This window comes from Seonamhaeicola sp. MEBiC01930 (assembly GCF_045277075.1).
In the GTDB taxonomy this organism is placed as follows: domain Bacteria; phylum Bacteroidota; class Bacteroidia; order Flavobacteriales; family Flavobacteriaceae; genus Seonamhaeicola.
Genome location: NZ_CP104270.1, coordinates 3285936 through 3307133, shown reverse-complemented (window position 1 = coordinate 3307133; position 21198 = coordinate 3285936). Strand labels below are relative to the sequence as shown.

Here is a 21198-nt window from a genome sequence, read left to right as displayed (position 1 = left end):
ATTAAAGATAGCTATTCTTTCGGAATAAATTTTAATGCAACACCATTAATACAATGCCTTTCTCCTGTTGTTTCTCTCGGACCATCATTAAAAACATGGCCTAAATGTCCACCACAAGTAGCGCAATGTTCTTCGGTTCTTGCCATTCCTATTTTGTAATCTGTAGAAAAAGTAACATTGCCTTTTATTTCGCGGTCAAAACTAGGCCATCCAGAACCAGAATCATATTTATGGTCACTTTTAAATAAAGGGGTTTCACAAGCTTTACAAACATAGATACCTTCTTTATAATTTTTATTTAGAGAACTGGAGAAGCGCTTTTCAGTACCAGCTTTTCTAAGTACATAATATTCTAAATCTGTTAGTTGGGATTTCCATTCACTATCAGTTTTAACAATTTTAAATATTTCCTTTTTTTTGCTTTCTTTTTGAGCAGAAGAATTACAGCTTAAGAAAATGCAAAACGCAAGTAGAGTTAAAAGTTTTTTCATTTTAAATAAAATTAAATACTTTCTCTTAAGTCGATTATTGATTATAAACTTAACGTTCTAGAATGAATAAATCTAAAATTTCAAAGTGACCAATAAAAAAATGTGGTGTCTTAAATATATAGATATACAAATTTTGTACTTTTATAAATAAATAAACTTACGTAAATGAAACTTAAGAATACTTTAATATTATTAGGAGTTATTGCATTTTGTATTGCCTGTGCTACAAATCCATTTACTGGAAAAAAGACAATGGCTTTAGTGCCAAACTCTCAGCTATTCCCTACAGCTTTTGCGCAATATGATCAGTTTTTAACTGAAAATAAAGTGGTAACAGGGACAAAAGACTCAGAAATGATAACTAGAGTGGGTCAGAGAATTGCTGTTGCAGCTGAACGATGGTTAAATGCTAATGGTCATCATGGCTATTTAAATGATTACAAATGGGAGTATAATTTGGTTGATGATAAAACTGTGAATGCTTGGTGTATGCCTGGAGGGAAAATAGTTTTTTATACTGGTATTTTACCAATTGCTAAAAATGAAACTGGTGTCGCAGCTATCATGGGGCATGAAGTGGCCCATGCTTTAGCTAATCATGGTCAACAGCGTATGAGTGCAGCATACATTCAAGCTGGAGTGGCAATAGCGGGGAATGTAGCAATTAAGGATGAAAAATCTAGAAATGCATTTAATCAATATTATGGAGTAGGAAGTCAAGTAGGGGTAATGCTGCCATTTAGTAGATCTCATGAGACTGAAGCTGATAAAATAGGTGTTTACCTAATGGCTATAGCCGGTTATAACCCTGATGAAGCATCAAAATTATGGGAAAGAATGAAAGCTAATAGTGGAGGAAATGCACCACCAGAAATTTTGAGCACCCATCCATCAAACGACTCAAGAATAGCAAATTTAAAAACATTAGCTCCAATAGCTAAAGAAGAAGCTGCTAAGTTTGGAATTACAACATTTAGAGAATAATTTAGTTAGCTGGAATAAAAAATATTTGATTACTTTAGAAGCTGCTCATAAAAGAGCAGCTTTGTTTTTATGGCAATATTAGAAAAAGGTAGTAAAAAACTACTTCATGCTTGGGCTTTTTATGACTGGGCTAATTCGGTTTATCCTTTGGTGATATCATCTGCAGTTTTTCCAATTTTTTATGGAGCATTAACAATAATTAAAGATGTAGATGGTAACAAAGTAAGTGACACCGTAACTTTTTTTGGAATAGATTTTAATAATGATTCTCTGATAAGCTATGTCACTGCTTTGAGCTTTTTAATTGTTTCAATAATTTCACCAATATTATCAGGTATATCAGATTACGTTGGAAATAAAGAAAATTTCATGAAGTTTTTTTGCTACATGGGTTCTTTATCTTGTATAGGTTTATATTGGTTTTCTCTAGATAATCTTTTCTTTGGTTTATTATGTTATTTGTTAGCGTTGGTGGGGTTTTGGGGTAGTTTGGTATTCTATAATTCATATTTACCAGATATTGCATATCCAGAGCAGCAAGATAAAATAAGTGCTAAGGGGTTTTCATTGGGCTATATTGGCAGCGTTATTCTATTGGTGGTCAATTTAGTAATGATTCTTTATTATGATATATTTGGTTTTGAAGATGCTGGGGTTCCCACAAGAATAGCTTTTATACTTGTTGGAGTTTGGTGGATGGGTTTTGCTCAGTATACGTTTAAGCACTTACCAACAGGAACGCATGAAGGTCAAAAAGTAACAAGATCTGTTGTGATTCATGGATATAAAGAATTACGTAAAATTTGGGAAGCACTTAAAACTAATAAGGTGCTAAAAAGGTATTTGGGTGCTTTTTTTGTTTATAGTATGGCTGTACAAACTATTATGATTGCAGCTACTTATTTTGCAGTTGAAGAATTAGATTGGGGTGAACAGGATTCTACGACTGGATTAATAATAAGTATATTGTTAATACAATTAATAGCGGTATTAGGTGCTAATTATACAGCTAAACTTTCTGAAAAACATGGCAATATAAAAACTTTAATAGCTGTAATATTTTTATGGATTGTAATTTGCGCCTATGCATATTTTGTGATTACACCAACTCAGTTTTATATAACAGCAGCTTGTGTAGGTTTGGTTATGGGAGGGGTTCAATCTTTATCTAGATCTACTTATAGCAAATTAATTCCTTTAAATACTGAAGATACTGCTTCATATTTTAGTTTTTATGATGTTTCTGAAAAAATAGGTATAGTAATAGGTATGTTTATGTATGGTTTTGTAGCCGAATTAACTGGAAGTATGAGGTATTCAATATTGTTCTTAATAACCTTTTTTATTGTTGGCTTAATATTGCTGTATAGAACAAAAAGAGTTTATGAATTTTAAACAAAAAAAGTCGTTCAGCATGAACGACTTTTTTTGCATACTATAAATTTTATGATTCAGTGGGCTTTTCAGCTTTTTCAACTGTGATGTTTAATTCATTAGATTGCTTATCTAAATCAATTTTTATTTTATCTCCATCTTGAATATTTGAAGCCACAATTTCTTCTGCTAAAGCATCTTCAATGTATTTTTGAATAGCTCTTTTAAGAGGTCTTGCTCCATATTGTTTATCAAAACCCTTGTCTGCAATATAATCTTTGGCGTTTTTTGTTAGTTTCAATATATAACCTAAACCTTGGATGCGCTTTAAAAGTTTCTCTAATTCAATATCAATAATTTTGTTGATGTCTTCTTTTTCTAATGCATTAAATACAACTACATCATCAATTCTATTTAAAAACTCAGGAGCAAATGATTTTTTCAATGCGTTTTCAATAACGCTTCTGGCATTAGCATCTTCTTGAGCTTTTTGAGCTGCAGTACCAAATCCAACACCAGTTCCAAAATCTTTAAGTCTTCTGGCGCCAATATTTGAAGTCATTATAATTATTGTGTTTCTAAAATCTATTTTTCTACCTAAACTATCTGTTAAATAACCATCATCAAGTACCTGAAGTAGCATGTTAAATACATCTGGATGAGCTTTTTCAATTTCATCTAAAAGAATAACGGCATATGGCTTGCGTCTAACTTTTTCAGTTAATTGTCCGCCTTCCTCATATCCTACATATCCTGGAGGTGCGCCAATTAATCTGGAAATAGCAAATTTCTCCATGTATTCACTCATGTCAATTCTAACAAGAGAATCTTCGCTATCAAATAACTCTCTTGATAAAACTTTAGCTAACTGTGTTTTACCAACACCTGTTTGACCTAAGAAAATGAAAGAACCAATGGGTTTATTAGGGTCTTTTAACCCAGCGCGATTACGCTGAATAGCCTTAACAACTTTTGAAACCGCTTCATCTTGACCAATTACTTTTCCCTTAATTAGGTTTGGTAATTCGGCTAATTTATTGATTTCTGTTTGGGCAATTCTATTTACAGGAACACCTGTCATCATAGAAATAACATCGGCAACATTGTCTTCTGTTACAATTTCACGATGCTGCTTGGTGTCTTCTTCCCACTTTTCTTGAGCTACGGCTAATTCTTTTTCAATGCGTTTTTCATCATCTCTAAGTTTAGCTGCTTCTTCATATTTTTGTTTTCGTACTACAGCATTTTTAGTTTCCTTAATGTCTTCCAGTTGTTTTTCAAGCTCTATAATTTGTTTGGGAACATCAATATTGGTGATATGAACACGAGAACCAGCTTCATCTAATGCATCAATAGCCTTGTCTGGCAAGAAGCGTTCAGTCATATATCTATTCGTTAATTTAACACAAGCTTCAATAGCTTCAGGTGTGTAGTCAACATTATGGTGCTCTTCATATTTACCTTTAATGTTATTTAAAATCTCAATAGTCTCTTCAACACTGGTTGGTTCAACAATAACTTTCTGGAACCGACGCTCTAATGCACCATCTTTTTCAATATATTGTCTGTACTCATCTAGTGTTGTGGCACCAATACATTGAATCTCCCCACGTGCTAAAGCAGGCTTAAACATATTTGAAGCATCTAAGCTTCCAGTTGCGCCACCAGCTCCAACAATGGTATGAATTTCGTCAATAAATAGAATGACATCATCATTCTTTTCAAGCTCGTTCATTACAGCTTTCATGCGTTCTTCAAATTGCCCTCTGTATTTAGTTCCAGCAACTAAGCTTGCTAAATCTAAGGTAACAACGCGTTTATTGAAAAGGATTCTTGAAACTTTTCGCTTTACAATTCTAAGAGCTAAACCTTCAGCAATTGCTGATTTTCCAACACCAGGTTCACCAATTAAGAGTGGATTGTTTTTCTTTCTTCTACTTAAAATTTGTGAGACGCGCTGTATTTCTTTTTCTCTTCCTACAACAGGGTCAAGCTTGCCTTCTTCTGCAAGAGCGGTTAAATCACGCCCAAAATTGTCTAGAACAGGAGTTTTAGACTTCTTATTAGTTTTACCAGAGGTAGGGTTGAAAATATCTTTAGAAGACTCATCTTCAGGATTTGGAGTGTCATCTTGAAAAGATTCTGCTTTTGGTTCTATATAATCATTATCGTTTGTAATCATAAGTTTAAATTGTTCTTTAACGTTATCATAATCAACTTTAAGCTTATTTAAAAGCTTGGTAGTGGGGTCGTTTTCATTTCTTAAAATGCACAAAAGTAAATGCGCTGTATTAATAGACGTACTTTGAAATAATTTTGCTTCCAAAAAGGTAGTTTTTAAAGCACGTTCTGCTTGTCTTGTTAAGTGTAAATTCTTCTTTTGGTTTGAAGATATAGTAATATTTGGGTTTGCTGGACTTAGTATTTCTACTTTCCTTCTTAAATGATTTAGATCTATATCTAGGGCATTTAAAATATTAATAGCTTTTCCATTACCATCACGCAAAAGACCAAGCATTAAATGTTCAGTACCAATAAAATCATGACCCAAACGTAAAGCTTCTTCTTTACTATATGCAATTACATCTTTTACTCTTGGTGAAAAATTATCATCCATAATTAACTCCTTTCTGCATTAAAAATACTAATTATACTTAACTAAAGGCAAAAACTATACCTTTATTCTCCTTAACATTGCTAATTGACGAAAAAAACTTTAAAAAATCAAAATATTTAGATAGATACTTATTAACGATAAACTAGGGTGAAATTGTTAATAAAATACCCTAAAAAAATGACTTACATCACTTATTAGCACTAATGAAATACGTATATTAGCATGTTTTGAAAAATTCTTAAAAACTAATTAAATTATTTATGGCAGAAGGAGAAAAATTGATACCTATTAACATTGAAGATGAAATGAAATCAGCTTACATTGATTATTCAATGTCGGTCATTGTGTCACGTGCCTTACCAGACGTAAGAGATGGTTTAAAACCAGTTCATAGGCGTGTGCTTTATGGAATGCATGAGTTAGGCGTTAGAGCAAATTCGGCACATAAAAAATCTGCAAGAATAGTAGGAGAGGTTTTAGGTAAATATCATCCGCATGGAGATACTTCGGTTTATGATACAATGGTGCGTATGGCTCAAGAATGGAGCTTACGCTATTTACTTGTTGATGGTCAAGGGAATTTTGGTTCAATAGATGGTGATAGTCCTGCAGCAATGCGTTATACAGAAGCACGTATGCAGAAGATATCTGAAGATATGTTGGCAGATATTGACAAAGAAACAGTTGATCACAAGCTTAATTTTGATGATACTCTTCAAGAACCGACAGTATTGCCAACAAGGATTCCGAATCTGCTTGTAAATGGAGCTTCAGGAATTGCAGTTGGAATGGCTACAAATATGCCACCTCACAACTTAACTGAAGTAGTTGATGGAACTATTGCCTATATTGATGATAATGACATTGATGTAGATGAATTAATAAAATACGTTAAGGCTCCTGACTTTCCAACTGGAGGAACGATATATGGATATGACGGTGTAAAAGAAGCGTTTCAAACAGGTCGGGGTAGAATTGTATTGCGTGGAAAAGCTAATATTGAAGAGGTTAACGGACGTGAATGTATTATAGTCAATGAGATTCCTTATCAAGTCAATAAAGCTGATATGATTAAGAAAACAGCTGACTTGATTAACGATAAAAAGCTTGATGGAATTTCTACTATTAGAGATGAATCTGATAGAAAAGGAATGCGTATTGTTTATGTGTTAAAACGCGATGCTATTCCTAACATTGTACTAAATAAACTTTATAAATATACAGCACTTCAATCATCTTTTAGTGTAAATAATATAGCTCTGGTAAAAGGTAGGCCGCAGCTATTAAATTTAAAAGATCTTATTCATTACTTTGTTGAACACAGACACGATGTTGTAGTAAAAAGAACAAAATATGAATTAAGAAAAGCAGAGGAAAGAGCTCATATTTTAGAAGGATTAATAATTGCTTCTGATAATATTGATGAAGTAATAGCTTTAATAAGGGCATCTGCCAATGCTGATGAAGCCCGTAATAAGTTAATAGAACGATTTAAATTAACTGAAATTCAAGCTAAAGCAATAGTTGAAATGAGGTTGCGTCAGCTTACTGGCTTAGAACAAGATAAGTTACGGACTGAACATGAGGAGTTGATGAAAACTATTGAAGATTTAAAGGATATTCTTGATAAGAAAGATAGAAGAATGGATATCATTAAGTCTGAATTAGAAGTAGTAAGAGATAAATATGGAGATGAACGTAGATCTACAATTGAATATGCAGGTGGTGATTTAAGTATTGAAGATATGATTCCAAATGAAAAGGTAGTTATTACCATTTCTCATGCGGGTTATATTAAACGTACTTCCCTAACGGAATATAAAACCCAAAATAGAGGAGGAGTTGGCCAGAAAGCTTCAACAACAAGAAATGAAGACTTTTTAGAACATTTATTTGTTGGAACCAATCATCAATACATGTTATTCTTTACGCAAAAAGGTAAATGTTTCTGGATGCGTGTTTATGAAATCCCTGAAGGTAGTAAAACATCAAAAGGTCGTGCTATTCAAAACTTAATAAATATAGAACAGGACGATAAAGTTAAGGCATTCATCTGTACTCAGGATTTAAAAGATTCTGATTATATAAATAGTCATTACGTTATAATGGCTACTAAAAATGGACAGGTTAAGAAAACATCTTTAGAACAATATTCTCGTCCAAGAACCAATGGTATTAATGCCATTACTATAAAGGATAATGATGAATTATTAGAAGCAAAATTAACTACTGGAAATAGTCAGGTAATGTTAGCTCTTAAATCTGGTAAAGCCATAAGATTTGAAGAAGCAAAAACAAGACCAATGGGTAGAGGTGCATCTGGTGTTAGAGGAATAACTTTAGCTAATTCCGAAGATGAAGTAATTGGTATGTTGGCAATTGAAAATCCTTTAGAGGAAACCATATTGGTAGTTTCTGAAAACGGATATGGTAAACGAACTTTTATTGATGACCCAGAAGATGGAGAACCGGTTTATAGGGTTACCAATAGGGGAGGAAAAGGCGTTAAAACTATTTCCATTACTGATAAAACAGGAAATTTAGTAGCTATTAAAAGTGTCACAGATAATGATGATTTAATGATTATTAATAAATCAGGAATCGCCATTAGGCTTGCAGTAGAGAATTTAAGAACTATGGGCAGAGCTACTCAAGGGGTTAAATTAATAAACCTTAAAAATTCAGATTCAATTGCAGCCGTCGCTAAAGTAATGCATGATGAAGAAAATGTAGATGATGTGGAAGGAGCTGAAAACACAGGGGCTTCTGAGGATGGCACAACTCTTGATAATATTGTAAACGAAGATAACACTGATAATTAATTTAATAGTATTTAAAATGAAAAAGCAATTTATTACAGCCTTATTATTAACTGCAATTAGTTTTTCTTTTGCTCAGAAAAAAGAGGTAAAAGCATTAGAAAAAGCAGTAAAGGCAAACAATTTTGCAGAAGCTAAAGCCTCATTAACGCAAGCTGAAGCATTATTATCTGCAATGGATGATAAAACTAAGGATAAGTTTTATTTTCTGAAGGGTAAAACATTATATGCCAATGGAGCTGGTACAATGCAAGATTATGATAAAGCCTTGGAAAGTTTTGGTAATGTAAAAAGCGCCTATGCTACAGATATTACTGGGTTAAAGGAAGAAATTGGAAATAGTCTTATAAAAAAAGGAAATGATTTTTACGAGAGTAAAGATTATTCAAACGCTTCAAAATATTTTGAAAGGGTATATGAAATTAAACAAGACACTATGTTTCTTTATTATGCCGCAGCAACGGCTGTTAATGTAAAAGAATATGACAGAGCTTTAGTTATGTATGAAAACCTTAAAGATATGGGGTACACAGGTATAACAAAAGAATACTTTGCTATCAGTAAGGAAACTCAAAAAGAAGAACCATTTTCAAGTAAGGAATTGAGAAATGCTTCTGTATCGGCTGGTACTCATTCTAAACCTTTTGAAAAAAACACTGCTTCTAAAAAACCTGAAATTGTTAAGAATATTGCACTTATTTATGTAACTAATGGAAATAACGATAAAGCAATTACGGCGTTGAAAGATGCAAGAGCAGAAAGCCCTGATGATGTAAATCTAATTTTAACAGAAGCCAATCTTTATTATAAGATGGATAATATGGAGGAGTTTAAAAAAGCTCTAGAAATAGCTACATCTATGGATCCAAAAAACCCGGAGTTACAATATAATTTAGGAGTAATTAACTCTGAATCTGGGCAAATGGAACAGGCTAGAGCGCATTATGAAAAGGCTATAGAGTTAGATCCGGAGTATATTAATGCCTATATTAATTTATCTGCACTCATTCTAGGTCAAGAAGGTGATCTTGTTGAAGAAATGAATGGTTTAGGAACTTCAGCGGCAGATGATAAGCGCTACGAAGAACTAAGAGCGCAAAGACAAGCACTTTACAAAGAGGCTGTGCCTTATTTAACTAAGGCTCTTGATGTTGATCCAGAGAATTTAAGTGCAGCAAAAACACTTATGAATATTTATAGTATTTTGGGAGAAACTGATAATTATAAAAGTATGCAAGAAATGGTAGAGGCTATTGAAGCTTCTGCAAATTAAAACTCAGTATAAGTATACAAAAAGAAAGCCGCTATTTAAGCGGCTTTTTTTTATAATATTTTCTTAATAACTCTTAACTTATGAGTGTGAGTTTTCTTATCAATATTATAAATACCAGAATGATCTAACCTGTCAATTCTAACTTTTCCATGAGCATGAATAATATAATTGTCTTTCATAATTATACCCACATGAGTTATTACACCTTCAGAATTATCAAAAAAAGCCAAGTCTCCAGGTTCACTTTCTTCAATAAAACTTAAAGCTTCTCCTTGTGTAGCTTGTTGTGAAGCGTCTCTAAATAACTTATAACCATTAAGTTTATAGACCATTTGAGTAAATCCAGAACAATCAATTCCAAAAGGCGTTTTACCTCCCCATAAATAAGGTGAATTTATATACAGAAATGACGTTTGAATGATATTTGATTTGTTTTTATTGCCCTCTATAGTATTACCATCATAAGAATGATTTAAAAAGGATAATCCGTTTAATGTAGAGCCAATTAATATTGGATGTAATTGATTATTGGAATCTTGAATAAACTCAACTAAATCAAAAGAGAGTTTAGGGGGTTCGGAATTTAAACATTTATAGTTTTCTTCAGAAATTTCAAGATACTGTTTGTTGTCTATCCACCCTTCATACTTATCAAAAGCTATTCGTATTTTACTCCAATTTTTTCGCTGCTCTAACACTTTAAAGAAATCACCATATAATACTTGAGAAACAAGTTCACTAGTATCGGTGGGTTCACATCTTAAAGGAACAATACTTAAACTACAAATTCCGTACTGCATTAAATCAATTTAATTACGTTCTAAAATTATAGCAGATGCACCACCACCACCATTACAAATAGCTGCTGCTCCAAGTTTAGCATTGTTTTGTTCTAATATATTAAGTAGTGTAACTATAATTCTAGCTCCAGAACAACCAAGTGGGTGCCCTAAAGACACTGCACCGCCATTTACATTTACATTAGAATCAGTTAAGCCTAATAGTTTCATATTTACCAGACCAACTACTGAAAAAGCTTCATTTAGTTCAAAATAATCAATATCTTCTATTGTTAATTTGGCCTTAGCTAATGCTTTTGGTAAAGCTTTTGCAGGAGCTGTAGTAAACCATTCTGGTTCATGTGCGGAATCTGCATAACTTTTTATTGTAGCTAAAGGTTTTAAAGCCAGTTCATTTGCTTTTTCTAAACTCATTAAAACTAAAGCTGCTGCTCCATCATTTATAGTAGAGGCATTAGCAGCTGTTACAGTACCTTCTTTAGTAAAAGCAGACCTTAGATTAGGGATTTTATCTAATCTAACATTAGAAAACTCTTCATCCTGATTCACTATAACTGATTCTCCTCGGCGTTTTGTTACTTCTACAGGCACAATTTCATTGAGAAATTTTCCTGATTCCCATGCCTTAGAAGAACGTTTGTAAGATTGAATAGCAAAAGTATCTTGCTCTTCTCTGGTAAAATTATATTCAGTAGCACATGCATCAGCACATACACCCATGACATTTTGGTCATATGCATCAACTAATCCATCTTTTTGCATACCATCTATTAAAGATGTGGCACCAAATTTCGTGCCCAAACGAGCATGTAAATAATGAGGTATTAAACTCATATTTTCCATTCCTCCGGCAACTACAATTTCAGCATCGCCTAAACTAATGGCCTGGGCAGCTTGCATAACTGTTTTCATGCCAGATGCACAAACTTTATTTATAGTTGTACATGGAACATTATTAGGAATTCCAGCGTATATCGCAGCTTGTCTTGCAGGGGCTTGACCCGTTCCAGCTTGAACAACATTACCCATTAAAACTTCCTCAACCAATTCAGGTTTAAGACCAATTTTATTTAATGCGCCTTTAATTGCAATAGCACCTAACTTAGGAGCAGGAATAGTTGATAAAGCTCCCATAAAACTACCTATTGGCGTTCTAACAGCAGAAACAATAACCACTTCTTTATACATTTTCAAAGCATTTCAATTACTTGCAACGAAAATAATCAATTTTTAATAGAATTTGGAATGATTGTGTTATTATAAAAAACAGGAAACCTAAGAATTTACTACATTTGAAAGAGCTATATACAGATCATTTAATTAACCGATAATAACTATATCATTTTTCATGAAAGACTTTATAAATAAATTATACAGAAATCACTCTTTAATTTATAAAGCACTACTATTTGTAGCTACTACTTTTGTAATTGTTTATTTGTTTCCCAAAAGTGGAAAGTTTAAATATAATTTTGAAAAGGGTAAACCATGGCAATCAGAAAATTTATTATCACCTTTTGATTTTGCCATAAAAAAGACTGATGATGAAATAAATATTGAAAAGCAAAAAATTAATGAAAATGCAGCACTATATTTTAACGTAGATATTAATGTTGTCTCTAAAGTAAATAATGACTTCAATAATCACTTTAATACTGTTTTTTCAGATTCTATAAAACCCGAGACATCATTAAAGTTATATAATGCCGGACAGCGTATTATATCAATTCTTTATACTTTTGGTGTTTTAAATGAAGCACATAATTTCTCTGAGAAAAGAACAGTTGTAATTCTTGATGATCGAACAAAAAAGCAAGACGCACTTTTTTCAGATTTAATTAAACAGAATGAAGTTTCTTCAATAATTGTTAGAGTTTTAAGTAATGATAATTTAATTGAGTATAAGGGGAATTTTACATCATTATTTTTTGATTTGGTTGAGCCAAATTTGTTTTTTGATAAGTCAATCTCTGATAAAGTTCTTCAAGAGGAATTGGACAAAATTTCATATACCCGTGGCAGCATTGAAAAAGGCACGTTAATAGTGTCTAAGGGAGAGGTTGTAGAAGGAGATAAGTATCAGGTTTTAAAATCGTTGCAATCTGAATATGAATCTCAAGTATGGAGTGAATCAAATTATAATTGGGTGTTGTTTGCGTATGCTCTGTTAGTGGCTTTGGCTATGTTAATGCTTTTACTTTTCTTAAGAAAATATAGGGTAGAAGTATATGAAAACAACACCAAGGTTACATTTATATTTTTTAATGTTTTATTACTCATTTTTGTTACTACCCTGGTTGTAAATTACAACTCTAAATATATTTATATAGTTCCTATTTGTGTATTACCATTGGTTTTAAAAGCATTTTTTGATGCTAGGTTAGGGCTTTTTACACATGTGCTTACTGTTTTATTATTAGGTTTTATTGTGCCAAATAGCTATGAATATATGTTCCTTCAAATTATTGCTGGAATTGTAACTATTTTAACGGTATCAGAATTATATAAGCGTGCTAATTTATTTATATCTGTTGGTCAAATTACTTTAATTTACATCATTGCATATTTTGCCTTTTTTGTAATTCATGAGGGGAGTGTTGAAACTTTAAAATGGGAAACTTTCATTTGGTTTATTTTATGTGGTCTTGCTACCTTATTTGTTCAACCTTTAATATATGCCTATGAAAAGTTATTTGGGTTGGTTTCAGATGTATCTCTTTTAGAATTGTCTGATACTAATTCAAAATTGTTAAAAGAACTTTCAAATAAGGCACCTGGAACATTTCATCATTCACTAAATGTTGCAAATTTAGCAGAGGCATCGGCAAATGAAATAGGCGCTAATGCTATGTTGGTTAGAGTAGGGGCTCTATATCACGATATAGGCAAAATGAAAAACCCAACATATTTTACTGAAAATCAATCTACAGGGATAAATCCGCATGATGAATTATCTTCAAAAGAAAGTGCCAGTATTATTATTAACCATGTAATTGATGGTATAGAGATAGCTAGAAAAAATAAGCTTCCAGATAGAGTCATTGATTTTATTAGAACACATCATGGCACTAGTGTGGTCTATTATTTTTATATGAAAGAGAAGGAGGATTTTGAAGATGTTGACAAAACAGATTTTAGTTATCCTGGACCAAAACCGTTTAGTAAAGAAACGGCTATTTTAATGATGTGTGATAGTATAGAAGCGGCTTCAAAAAGTTTAAAAGAACCAACCTCTTCAAAAATTGATAATTTTGTTGAAAATATAATAAATAAACAAATTGAGGAAGGACAATTTTTAAATGCGAATATTACTTTTAAGGAAATTCAATCTATAAAAAAGGTTCTAAAACATAAGCTTGCAAATATTTACCATTTGCGTATTGAATATCCTGAATAATTTTTAAAAAAATTAAATAAAATAGTTGCGTTCTTCTTATGTTTAATTTACATTTGCAACCGCAATTTTATTGCATAGTTCATTTAAATAGGAGAGGTGCCAGAGTGGTAATGGAGCAGATTGCTAATCTGTCAGCGCGCAAGTGCTGCCCGGGTTCGAATCCCGGTCTCTCCGCAATTTTTTGATAACCAGATTCGGGGTGTAGCGTAGCCCGGTTATCGCGCCGCGTTTGGGACGCGGAGGTCGCAGGTTCGAATCCTGCCACCCCGACAAAAGAAAAACCTGATGGTCATAGTTGACTATCAGGTTTTTTTGTTTTTAAACAATATTTTGATTGGTAGAATGTAATTTGTTTCAAACAGAAACTTTAAATTGTTTAGTCAAGTACAAGTTTTAAATTGCCATGGCCAGCATTGTTATCAATAGAGATAAAATATAGTCCCTTGTCAAGTGATGAAAAATCAAATGTTGTGTTATTAATTTCTTCCGCAGAATCAAAAACATAAGTTCTTAAAATTTGCCCTGAAATAGATACTACTTGCATTATAGACTTTCCTATTAAACCTTCACTTGAAATGTTAAAAACACCATTGGAGGGGTTTGGATATGCCCGTAACTCATAATTAGCGGTATTATTTATTTCTTCAACATTTAAGGTTCCTTGAATTAATGGTGTATTACTAAAATTGATAAGTTGCGCATCAATATGATATCTTGGATTAAAACCATCATTACAATCATCGCAAGTAACACCTGTAATACAGCTAGGATTATTTGGGTGGCATTCATCAACATAAGTTGGGTCTAATCTATATCTAAAATCTACGTTGCCTTTACTTATTTGTGAGGTTAAATCAATAATGTTGGGAGGCGCAATTGTTCCAGGGCACCATCCAGCTCTACTAAAAGTCCAAGTACCTAACTGTCCAGTGCAACTATCTGGGTTTGGATTACAATCGTTCCATAAGTTTTGCGTGTAATATTCAACGCCATCAATATCGATATAATTTGTTGCGTTATAAAATTCAGCAGCATTTTGAGAATTATTGCTACCCCATCCATGTCCTGTGTTAGATAAACGCATATGAGAGCTTACTACATTAGTTTTGTAGGTATAGCTTTCTACTGGAATAGGTTGTAGATTGTTAGGATCTCCAAGGTCCCAAAAACCATCCCAAACTTCATCAACATTTGAGTACAAATACTGAGGCGTCCCTTGTTGATAAGATAAGTTTAATGATATTTGCCAACCACCTGTTCCCCAAGTATCAATAAACATTCTAAACTCTACTTCTCCTTGAAGAAGGCTAGCATAATCTGTTAAATCAATAGAGTGACTACACCCCACACCATAAGGTGTTATATATCGAATTATCTGTATCCAGTTACCATCAGGTCCTTTAACATCTATAAATGCTCTACGGTCCCAATCATCACAATCTCCATCATTTGAAGGACATTCTACAACTAGGTTAGCCATAATTTGATTGTAGCTTCCTATATGTTGTGGCATTGTAAATGTGCCATAAAAATTACGGCTATTTTCGGTGTTAAATTCAATCACAACATCACTCATAGTTGGCACGTTTCTAGTGCTTATATTGTCTGTAACTTCTATGTTTTTTGTAATGTTTGTATTAACCCCATTAGAACCATAAGCAATAATGTTTACATTGTGAAACCCATAGTCATCTGGAGTCCACAGTGCATAATGCAATCCGTTTTCACCAACAACTGTTAAGGGTGTGCCATCTACTGTAACTTCTATACTGTTAATTGAGATTAAATCTGCTTCTTCAACAGAAGTTGTTATATAAATGGGATATGCATGAAGCGCAGGCATCTCTAAAGGGTAATCTTCAGTAAGTCTGGTGGATATAGTAGGAGAGAACAAACTAACATCTACAATTTCAAATTGAATGAAGCCTTCTCCTTCTAGAAATTCGGCATTACCTGCTTGATGCGCTTTTAAAGTAACTACATCTTCATGAGCGGCGTTATCATCTAATGTAACGGTGTTACCATTTATTGTTGCTGGTCCAGATTCTACTGTGTAAGTGATATTTGTTAACCCAGAAGTAGATGAGGCTGAGACATCAAAAGGAGCAGCGTTAGTGCTTTTTCTACTAATAGGATCAAATGTTATAATTTGATTTTGTTGTCCAGATCCATTTCCTAATAAATCAATATCAGAGTTTGCAGTGATGTGTGGAAACAGCCCATTTCCAGTTGTAGCATTTTCTTCTGGCGGATAGTATGAAAAGGTTAAGTGTGTTGCAATAATATCAGGACTTTGGTCTAAAGTTGCTTGGTCTACATAAAGTGGGTTATTACCATTACCATTACCTAAATTACCTGAATTATTATATCTTGGTTGATCATTGGCATGGACTATGATTACTATAGGGGCGTAGTGTTCACCATCTTCAAGTCCACCATTAAGTATAGTTGGAATATCAGAGCCATCAGGATTGGTATTTAAATCATCAGAAACATTAAAAATGGTATAGGTTTTTGTAAGTCTTCCATTAGGAAGCGTCACAGTTTCTGTCCGATAAAAACTATTTGTTGCATCGGAATCATTTAATAAGCCTAAATACATATTGATTTTTCTATTAGAATCACTTCCAGTCCAGTTTACATTATCATTAATTGCATCGCCATTATTATCAAATGCTGTAAGCGGATCTGCATTAGGATAACGGAATAGGCGTAAACGTATGATATTATCTGCATCGGTAGGGAAATTACTTATTTCAAAGGTAATAGGAGATGAAGTAGCTAAAGTACCGTCTGGATGAATTTCTGAGGGTTTATTTAAATAATTAAAGCTAGCTAATTCCGTTTGCCCTAAACTATTGGATGATACAACTAGTAAAAGTGCTAATATTATTATATTGATTGAATTATTCTTTTTCATTTTAAAGAGGATTGACGATTTAGGTTCTTTTTAATAAGAAATAGTATTTAAAATAATATATATATAAGGTGGTTGACCTAGTGGAAAAGGTGGTTTGATATTATATATATACTACATAAATAAAAAACCAGCCAAAATATTTTGGCTGGTTTTTATTATTTGATTTTTTGAATCAATAGTTACTTACTAGCCTAATTCTATTTTTTAAGAATCTTTAAGTTGGCAACTTTATTAGCTTCTCTAACTTTAACAATGTAAATTCCAGAATTTAAAGCTCGCATATCAACAGAGTTTCCAGTGGTTTCACTAATAACTTTTCCTGTTATATCGAATACGCTAACATTTAGTTCACCTTTACTAGCAGTTTCAATATTTAAGAAATCTTCAACTACAGTTGGGTAAGCTTTAATCTCACCATAAGCAAAACCTGCAATGCTAAGTGCATTTTCGTTATAAACAGCTAACATTTGTGTAGGTGTAAGGGCAACATCATAAACTCTAACATCGTCTATTCCACCACCATCAAACCATTTTGTACTATTATTTCCTCTAGTGCCTATATAAATTTTATCTGCAGTGGTAGCTAGGACAATATTTTCATTACCACCGCCTCCAGCGTCATTGTCAGTAACAGCAACACCATCTACATAATATACAATGTCGCTTACCATTCCACCTGTGGGATAAGTATAAGCTACATGATGCCAACTACCATTTTCAAGACCTTCTCCATTTGTATAAAAATGCTTAAGGTTTGCCCCAGAAATACCTAATTGAATTTCATTATTGGCAGCAGCAAAGGTAAATGTTGTTCTTCCATAAGAACCACCTGGAGCAAGAGGGTCTCCCATGTTTACTATAGTATGTGATCCATTTGTAGTATTTAGTCTATCATCGTATCTAACCCAAGCAGATACAGTACGTGCATCGCTACCTGTAATAGTTGAGTTACCAGTACTCTGAATTTGAGCATCATAAGAACCTCCATTTTGAATTAAAGCATAATTTGGATCTGTGTCATCACCAATAACAGAAAAGTTTATAGCATATGTGCCCTCTGCACTACCATTTACATTACCCACACCAGATAGTAAAGAAGCAATAGAACCCGAAGAGTAAGGAACTGAAACCCCAGTACTATTGGCACCGCCAACTTCAAAGGTTAAACCACCACTTCCATCGTTATTTAAATTGTTTTCAAACTTTAAATGTACCACAGGTGTTTGGGCTTGTAAGGCTATACATGCCATAATAGCAAATATAGAAAGCATAGTCTTTAAATATTTTTTTTTTGTATTCATTTCAAGCTAATTTTATTGATATTTCTTTTTTGAAGATCTGTTAAAACACATTGTTTAGAATAATACTATAGTTTTATCTTGTAAATAATTGAATCATAAATGAACCATGTGAAAAACTATAGTATTATTTTTGGAAACCCTGTTATTTAACAGTTTTTTACTTTTTAAGAATTTTTAAGTTGGCTACTTTATTAGCTTCTCTAACTTTTACTATATATAACCCAGAAGTTAAACCGCGCATGTCAACAGAGTTACCAGTGCTTTCACTAATGTTTTTTCCTGTTATATCAAATACACTAATATTTAGTTCACCTTTGCTTGCTGTTTGAATATTTAAAAAATCTTCAACAACAGTTGGGTAAGCCTTTAGTTCGCCAGCAGCAAAATTAATTGTATTAAGTGCATTTTCATTGTAAAGTGCTAAAACTTGTGCTGCTGATAGTTCTACGTTAAAAATTCTAACGTCATCAATTCCGCCACCATCAAACCATTTTTGACCATTATTTCTAGAACCAATAAGAACTTTATCATCACTAGTGGCCATTGCATCATCACCAACACCAGAAGTACCAGCTCCATCAGTTGTAACTTCGGCACCATCAAAATATATTTTAACATCTTTTATTGTAGCAGTGCCACCAGCATAAGTAACAGCTACATGATGCCAATTACCATCTTCTACTGTACTTTCTATATTATCACCATCAGAGCCATAATACCATTGTACCGCAGCTCCTCCTATTCCAAACTGAATTCTATTATTTGCTCCTGCATGCTGTAAGGTGTTTCTAAGGTAACCACCACCATTTGCAGGACTTCCAATATGTACTATCATATGCGTTCCATTGGTAGTATTTAGCCTGTCATCATATCTAAACCAAGCAGAGAAAGATCGTGCGTTATTACCAGTAATACCTAAGTTGGCATTACTTATAATTTGAGCATCAAAACCACCACCATTTTGAATTAAATTATAATTAGGATCTGTATCATCACCAATAACTGAAAAGTTTATAGCGTATGTGCCTTCAATATTACCAGGTACATCACCTACACCAGTAAGCAAAGAAGTAATAGTTCCCATGGAATAAGGTACTGAAACCCCTGCACTGTTAGCACCTTCAACAGCAAAGGTTAAAGCGCTACTTCCATCATTATCTAAATTGTTTTCAAACTTTAAATGAACAAGGGGGGGTTGTGCTTGAATAGTTATGCTTCCTGCAATAGCAAAAACAAAAAGCATCGTTTTTAAAAAAGTAATTTTTGTATTCATAAAAAATGTATTTATTGGATTAATTATCCTAAATTTCTTGAAAAACCTCTGTCTAGCAACTATTTTTTAGACGAACAACAGTTGTACTTGCCTGAATAACAAATTTTTAATTAGTTAAAATTGTTGTTCTAGGTTATAGAGATATGGTATTGACTGAAATTAAATAAAGAATGCTCGTATACAATACAATGATTATATAAGAGCATTCTTAATAAATTAAAACAATAATAACTATAAAATCTAAATTACTCCCAACCCGGGTTTTGTGTCAGGTTAGGGTTTAATGAAAGTTCGTCTAATGGAAGAGGTTTAAGATAAGCTTTGGTTTCATCAAAATCGAAAGCCATAAAAACTTGATAAGGATCTAAATAATCATCTTCATCTAACAATATAGTGGTTGTTCCAACGCCATTTTCAACTATACCATCATAATAATAGGCTCCTAAAGGCGTATCACCATTAATTAATTCATGTGCTCTCCAACGTAATAAATCATTTAGTCTATAGCCTTCTGCCATTAATTCAACAGAACGTTCTCTTCGTATTTCTTGTAAAATAGGAGTTAATGTATAACCATAATTTGGCCAATCAGGATCTGTTGTTGGACTAATAGACATATTTGGCATTCCTACACGTGCCCGTAACAGGTTCACAGACTTACTTAAATCTGCTTGAGTGATAGTTCCTAATTCAGCCTTGGCTTCTGCAAATATTAATAAAGCCTCAGCGTAACGCATTGCTATTTTAGAAGTACTTCTGGTGTAACCATTTGCCTGATCAGCATAAGTATTGTAATCTCTGTATTTCTGAGATTCATAACCCCCTTGTGCATTACCTAGGAACGGAACAGTCCAATAGGTATAAGTACCATTATCTAATCTTGTTATATCTCCAGGAACCATAATAGTTGCTGCTAATCTTGGGTCTCTGTTAGTTTCTATAGTAGATAAATCTTGGTCGCCAACATATAATGGACTTACGGAAATAGGATCGCCATCCGTACAAAGGTAGCTTCGTACTGCAAACCTTGAATAGGAACAACCATTAGGCCAGGACACTTGTAAGTCATTTCCAATAGATAAATTAGCATAATCATAATCTCTCCATAAAATCATTTCGCTATTACCAATTAATCCAGAAGTATTAAATAAAGTTTCATAATCATCATGTAATGAAAAAACACCACTATCAATAATGCTTTCAGAAGCATCAACGGCAATTCCTAAGTAAGATGTTCCATCAGAACCCGTAACACCAAAATCGGTACCACTATGGTATTTTTCCCAAGTACCTTCAAAAAGAGCTACTCTCGCCTTAAGCAATTGTGCCGCTTCTTTACTTATTCGAGGCCAATCGCCTAAATCTGGAAAGGACTTTAATAATGAAATAGCAGTATCTAAATCAGCAAGGATAAAGTCAGCAACTTCATTTCTAGGGTCTCTAGACGCAAAAACATAGGTTTCGTCAGAATTGTCAAAATACTCAGGGAAAATAGGAACATCACCATAATCAACTAATAATTTAAAGTAGTGGTATGCTCTAAAAAAATAACCTTCACCAGTATATTGATCTATATCTGTTTGGTCACCAGAAGCTTGTCCTGTATGATCTAAAAACCAGTTAACTTCTCTTATTTCATCCCAACTCCAAATTGAAGCTGTTGAAGCGGTAGGGATATTGTAAATACCTAATAACCTATCAGCTGGGGTTTGGTTCATTACTAAATCAGTTCCGTTATCTGGCAAAGCAGAAGAACCAGTACCTGCATTTGCCCAAGAGGGTAAATCTGAATAAAGCGTATTAACAGCAACTCTTAATTCTTCTGGGGTAGAGTAGTACTCAGCTTCTGTAACTTGATCTAAAGGGGTTTTATCTAAAAAATCTTCACAAGAACTGAAAGAAATTATAAAACTTAATATAAATAGTTTAAATATATTTTTCATAATTCA

Annotated in this window: 13 protein-coding genes and 2 tRNA genes; 7 read left to right on the top strand and 8 right to left on the bottom strand. The window is 33.1% G+C overall.

Features of this window, described 5'->3' with window-relative positions; genetic code table 11:
- Positions 1-11 precede the first annotated feature (11 nt).
- Positions 12-491, bottom strand: coding sequence for a peptide-methionine (R)-S-oxide reductase MsrB (gene msrB / locus N1F78_RS14170; protein WP_406683823.1), 480 nt, complete (start codon positions 489-491; stop codon positions 12-14).
- A 165-nt stretch (positions 492-656) separates the two neighbouring features.
- Between msrB and N1F78_RS14165 the strand changes: the two genes are divergently transcribed.
- A complete protein-coding gene (locus N1F78_RS14165) occupies positions 657-1475 on the top strand; it encodes a M48 family metallopeptidase (RefSeq protein ID WP_406683822.1) in 819 nt (272 codons plus the stop codon).
- Positions 1476-1544: 69 nt separating this feature from the next.
- Positions 1545-2870, top strand: coding sequence for an MFS transporter (locus N1F78_RS14160; protein ID WP_406683821.1), 1326 nt, complete (start codon positions 1545-1547; stop codon positions 2868-2870).
- A 49-nt stretch (positions 2871-2919) separates the two neighbouring features.
- Here N1F78_RS14160 and N1F78_RS14155 read toward each other — a convergent pair whose 3' ends face one another.
- Complete coding sequence (locus N1F78_RS14155) at positions 2920-5466, bottom strand: ATP-dependent Clp protease ATP-binding subunit (RefSeq protein WP_406683820.1); 2547 nt, start codon at positions 5464-5466, stop codon at positions 2920-2922.
- Between the two features lie 260 nt (positions 5467-5726).
- Between N1F78_RS14155 and gyrA the strand changes: the two genes are divergently transcribed.
- Positions 5727-8288: a DNA gyrase subunit A gene (gene gyrA, locus N1F78_RS14150; protein ID WP_406683819.1), complete on the top strand. Its 2562-nt coding sequence runs from the start codon at positions 5727-5729 to the stop codon at positions 8286-8288.
- Between the two features lie 16 nt (positions 8289-8304).
- Positions 8305-9558 (top strand): tetratricopeptide repeat protein, encoded by a 1254-nt coding sequence (locus tag N1F78_RS14145; protein WP_406683818.1) that lies wholly within the window; start codon positions 8305-8307, stop codon positions 9556-9558.
- Positions 9559-9608: 50 nt separating this feature from the next.
- Here N1F78_RS14145 and N1F78_RS14140 read toward each other — a convergent pair whose 3' ends face one another.
- The gene (locus tag N1F78_RS14140) at positions 9609-10358 is read right to left on the bottom strand and encodes an NlpC/P60 family protein (RefSeq protein WP_406683817.1); all 750 of its coding nucleotides are present in this window, start codon (positions 10356-10358) and stop codon (positions 9609-9611) included.
- Positions 10359-10367: 9 nt separating this feature from the next.
- On the bottom strand, positions 10368-11546 hold the full coding sequence (locus N1F78_RS14135) for an acetyl-CoA C-acyltransferase (protein ID WP_406683816.1): 1179 nt from the start codon (positions 11544-11546) through the stop codon (positions 10368-10370).
- Positions 11547-11706: 160 nt separating this feature from the next.
- Between N1F78_RS14135 and N1F78_RS14130 the strand changes: the two genes are divergently transcribed.
- The 3 genes from N1F78_RS14130 (at position 11707) to N1F78_RS14120 (ending at position 14025) form a co-directional block, all read left to right on the top strand.
- Positions 11707-13755 carry an HD family phosphohydrolase gene (locus N1F78_RS14130; protein WP_406683815.1) on the top strand — a complete coding sequence of 683 codons (2049 nt, stop codon included), beginning with the start codon at positions 11707-11709 and terminating at the stop codon, positions 13753-13755.
- 90 nt (positions 13756-13845) lie between these two features.
- A tRNA-Ser gene (locus tag N1F78_RS14125) sits at positions 13846-13929 on the top strand.
- Between the two features lie 21 nt (positions 13930-13950).
- Positions 13951-14025, top strand: a tRNA-Pro gene (locus N1F78_RS14120).
- Between the two features lie 106 nt (positions 14026-14131).
- Here N1F78_RS14120 and N1F78_RS14115 read toward each other — a convergent pair.
- The 4 genes from N1F78_RS14115 to N1F78_RS14100 form a co-directional block, all read right to left on the bottom strand.
- Positions 14132-16675 (bottom strand): T9SS type A sorting domain-containing protein, encoded by a 2544-nt coding sequence (locus N1F78_RS14115; RefSeq protein ID WP_406683814.1) that lies wholly within the window; start codon positions 16673-16675, stop codon positions 14132-14134.
- A gap of 197 nt (positions 16676-16872) precedes the next feature.
- Positions 16873-17976 carry a LamG-like jellyroll fold domain-containing protein gene (locus N1F78_RS14110; protein WP_406683813.1) on the bottom strand — a complete coding sequence of 368 codons (1104 nt, stop codon included), beginning with the start codon at positions 17974-17976 and terminating at the stop codon, positions 16873-16875.
- Positions 17977-18133: 157 nt separating this feature from the next.
- Entirely contained in the window at positions 18134-19249 is a 1116-nt protein-coding gene (locus N1F78_RS14105; RefSeq protein ID WP_406683812.1) for a LamG-like jellyroll fold domain-containing protein, read from the bottom strand.
- 245 nt (positions 19250-19494) lie between these two features.
- Positions 19495-21192, bottom strand: coding sequence for a RagB/SusD family nutrient uptake outer membrane protein (locus tag N1F78_RS14100; protein WP_406683811.1), 1698 nt, complete (start codon positions 21190-21192; stop codon positions 19495-19497).
- Positions 21193-21198 lie beyond the last annotated feature (6 nt).

Excerpts from the sequence above, each read along its gene's own strand:
- N1F78_RS14165 (WP_406683822.1), top strand. The coding sequence starts at position 657 with ATGAAACTTAAGAATACTTTAATATTATTAGGAGTTATTGCATTTTGT.
- msrB (WP_406683823.1), bottom strand. The coding sequence starts at position 491 with ATGAAAAAACTTTTAACTCTACTTGCGTTTTGCATTTTCTTAAGCTGT.
- N1F78_RS14160 (WP_406683821.1), top strand. The coding sequence starts at position 1,545 with ATGGCAATATTAGAAAAAGGTAGTAAAAAACTACTTCATGCTTGGGCT.
- N1F78_RS14105 (WP_406683812.1), bottom strand. The coding sequence starts at position 19,249 with ATGAATACAAAAATTACTTTTTTAAAAACGATGCTTTTTGTTTTTGCT.
- N1F78_RS14145 (WP_406683818.1), top strand. The coding sequence starts at position 8,305 with ATGAAAAAGCAATTTATTACAGCCTTATTATTAACTGCAATTAGTTTT.
- N1F78_RS14130 (WP_406683815.1), top strand. The coding sequence starts at position 11,707 with ATGAAAGACTTTATAAATAAATTATACAGAAATCACTCTTTAATTTAT.
- gyrA (WP_406683819.1), top strand. The coding sequence starts at position 5,727 with ATGGCAGAAGGAGAAAAATTGATACCTATTAACATTGAAGATGAAATG.
- N1F78_RS14115 (WP_406683814.1), bottom strand. The coding sequence starts at position 16,675 with ATGAAAAAGAATAATTCAATCAATATAATAATATTAGCACTTTTACTA.
- N1F78_RS14140 (WP_406683817.1), bottom strand. The coding sequence starts at position 10,358 with ATGCAGTACGGAATTTGTAGTTTAAGTATTGTTCCTTTAAGATGTGAA.
- N1F78_RS14110 (WP_406683813.1), bottom strand. The coding sequence starts at position 17,976 with ATGAATACAAAAAAAAAATATTTAAAGACTATGCTTTCTATATTTGCT.
- N1F78_RS14135 (WP_406683816.1), bottom strand. The coding sequence starts at position 11,546 with ATGTATAAAGAAGTGGTTATTGTTTCTGCTGTTAGAACGCCAATAGGT.
- N1F78_RS14100 (WP_406683811.1), bottom strand. The coding sequence starts at position 21,192 with ATGAAAAATATATTTAAACTATTTATATTAAGTTTTATAATTTCTTTC.
- N1F78_RS14155 (WP_406683820.1), bottom strand. The coding sequence starts at position 5,466 with ATGGATGATAATTTTTCACCAAGAGTAAAAGATGTAATTGCATATAGT.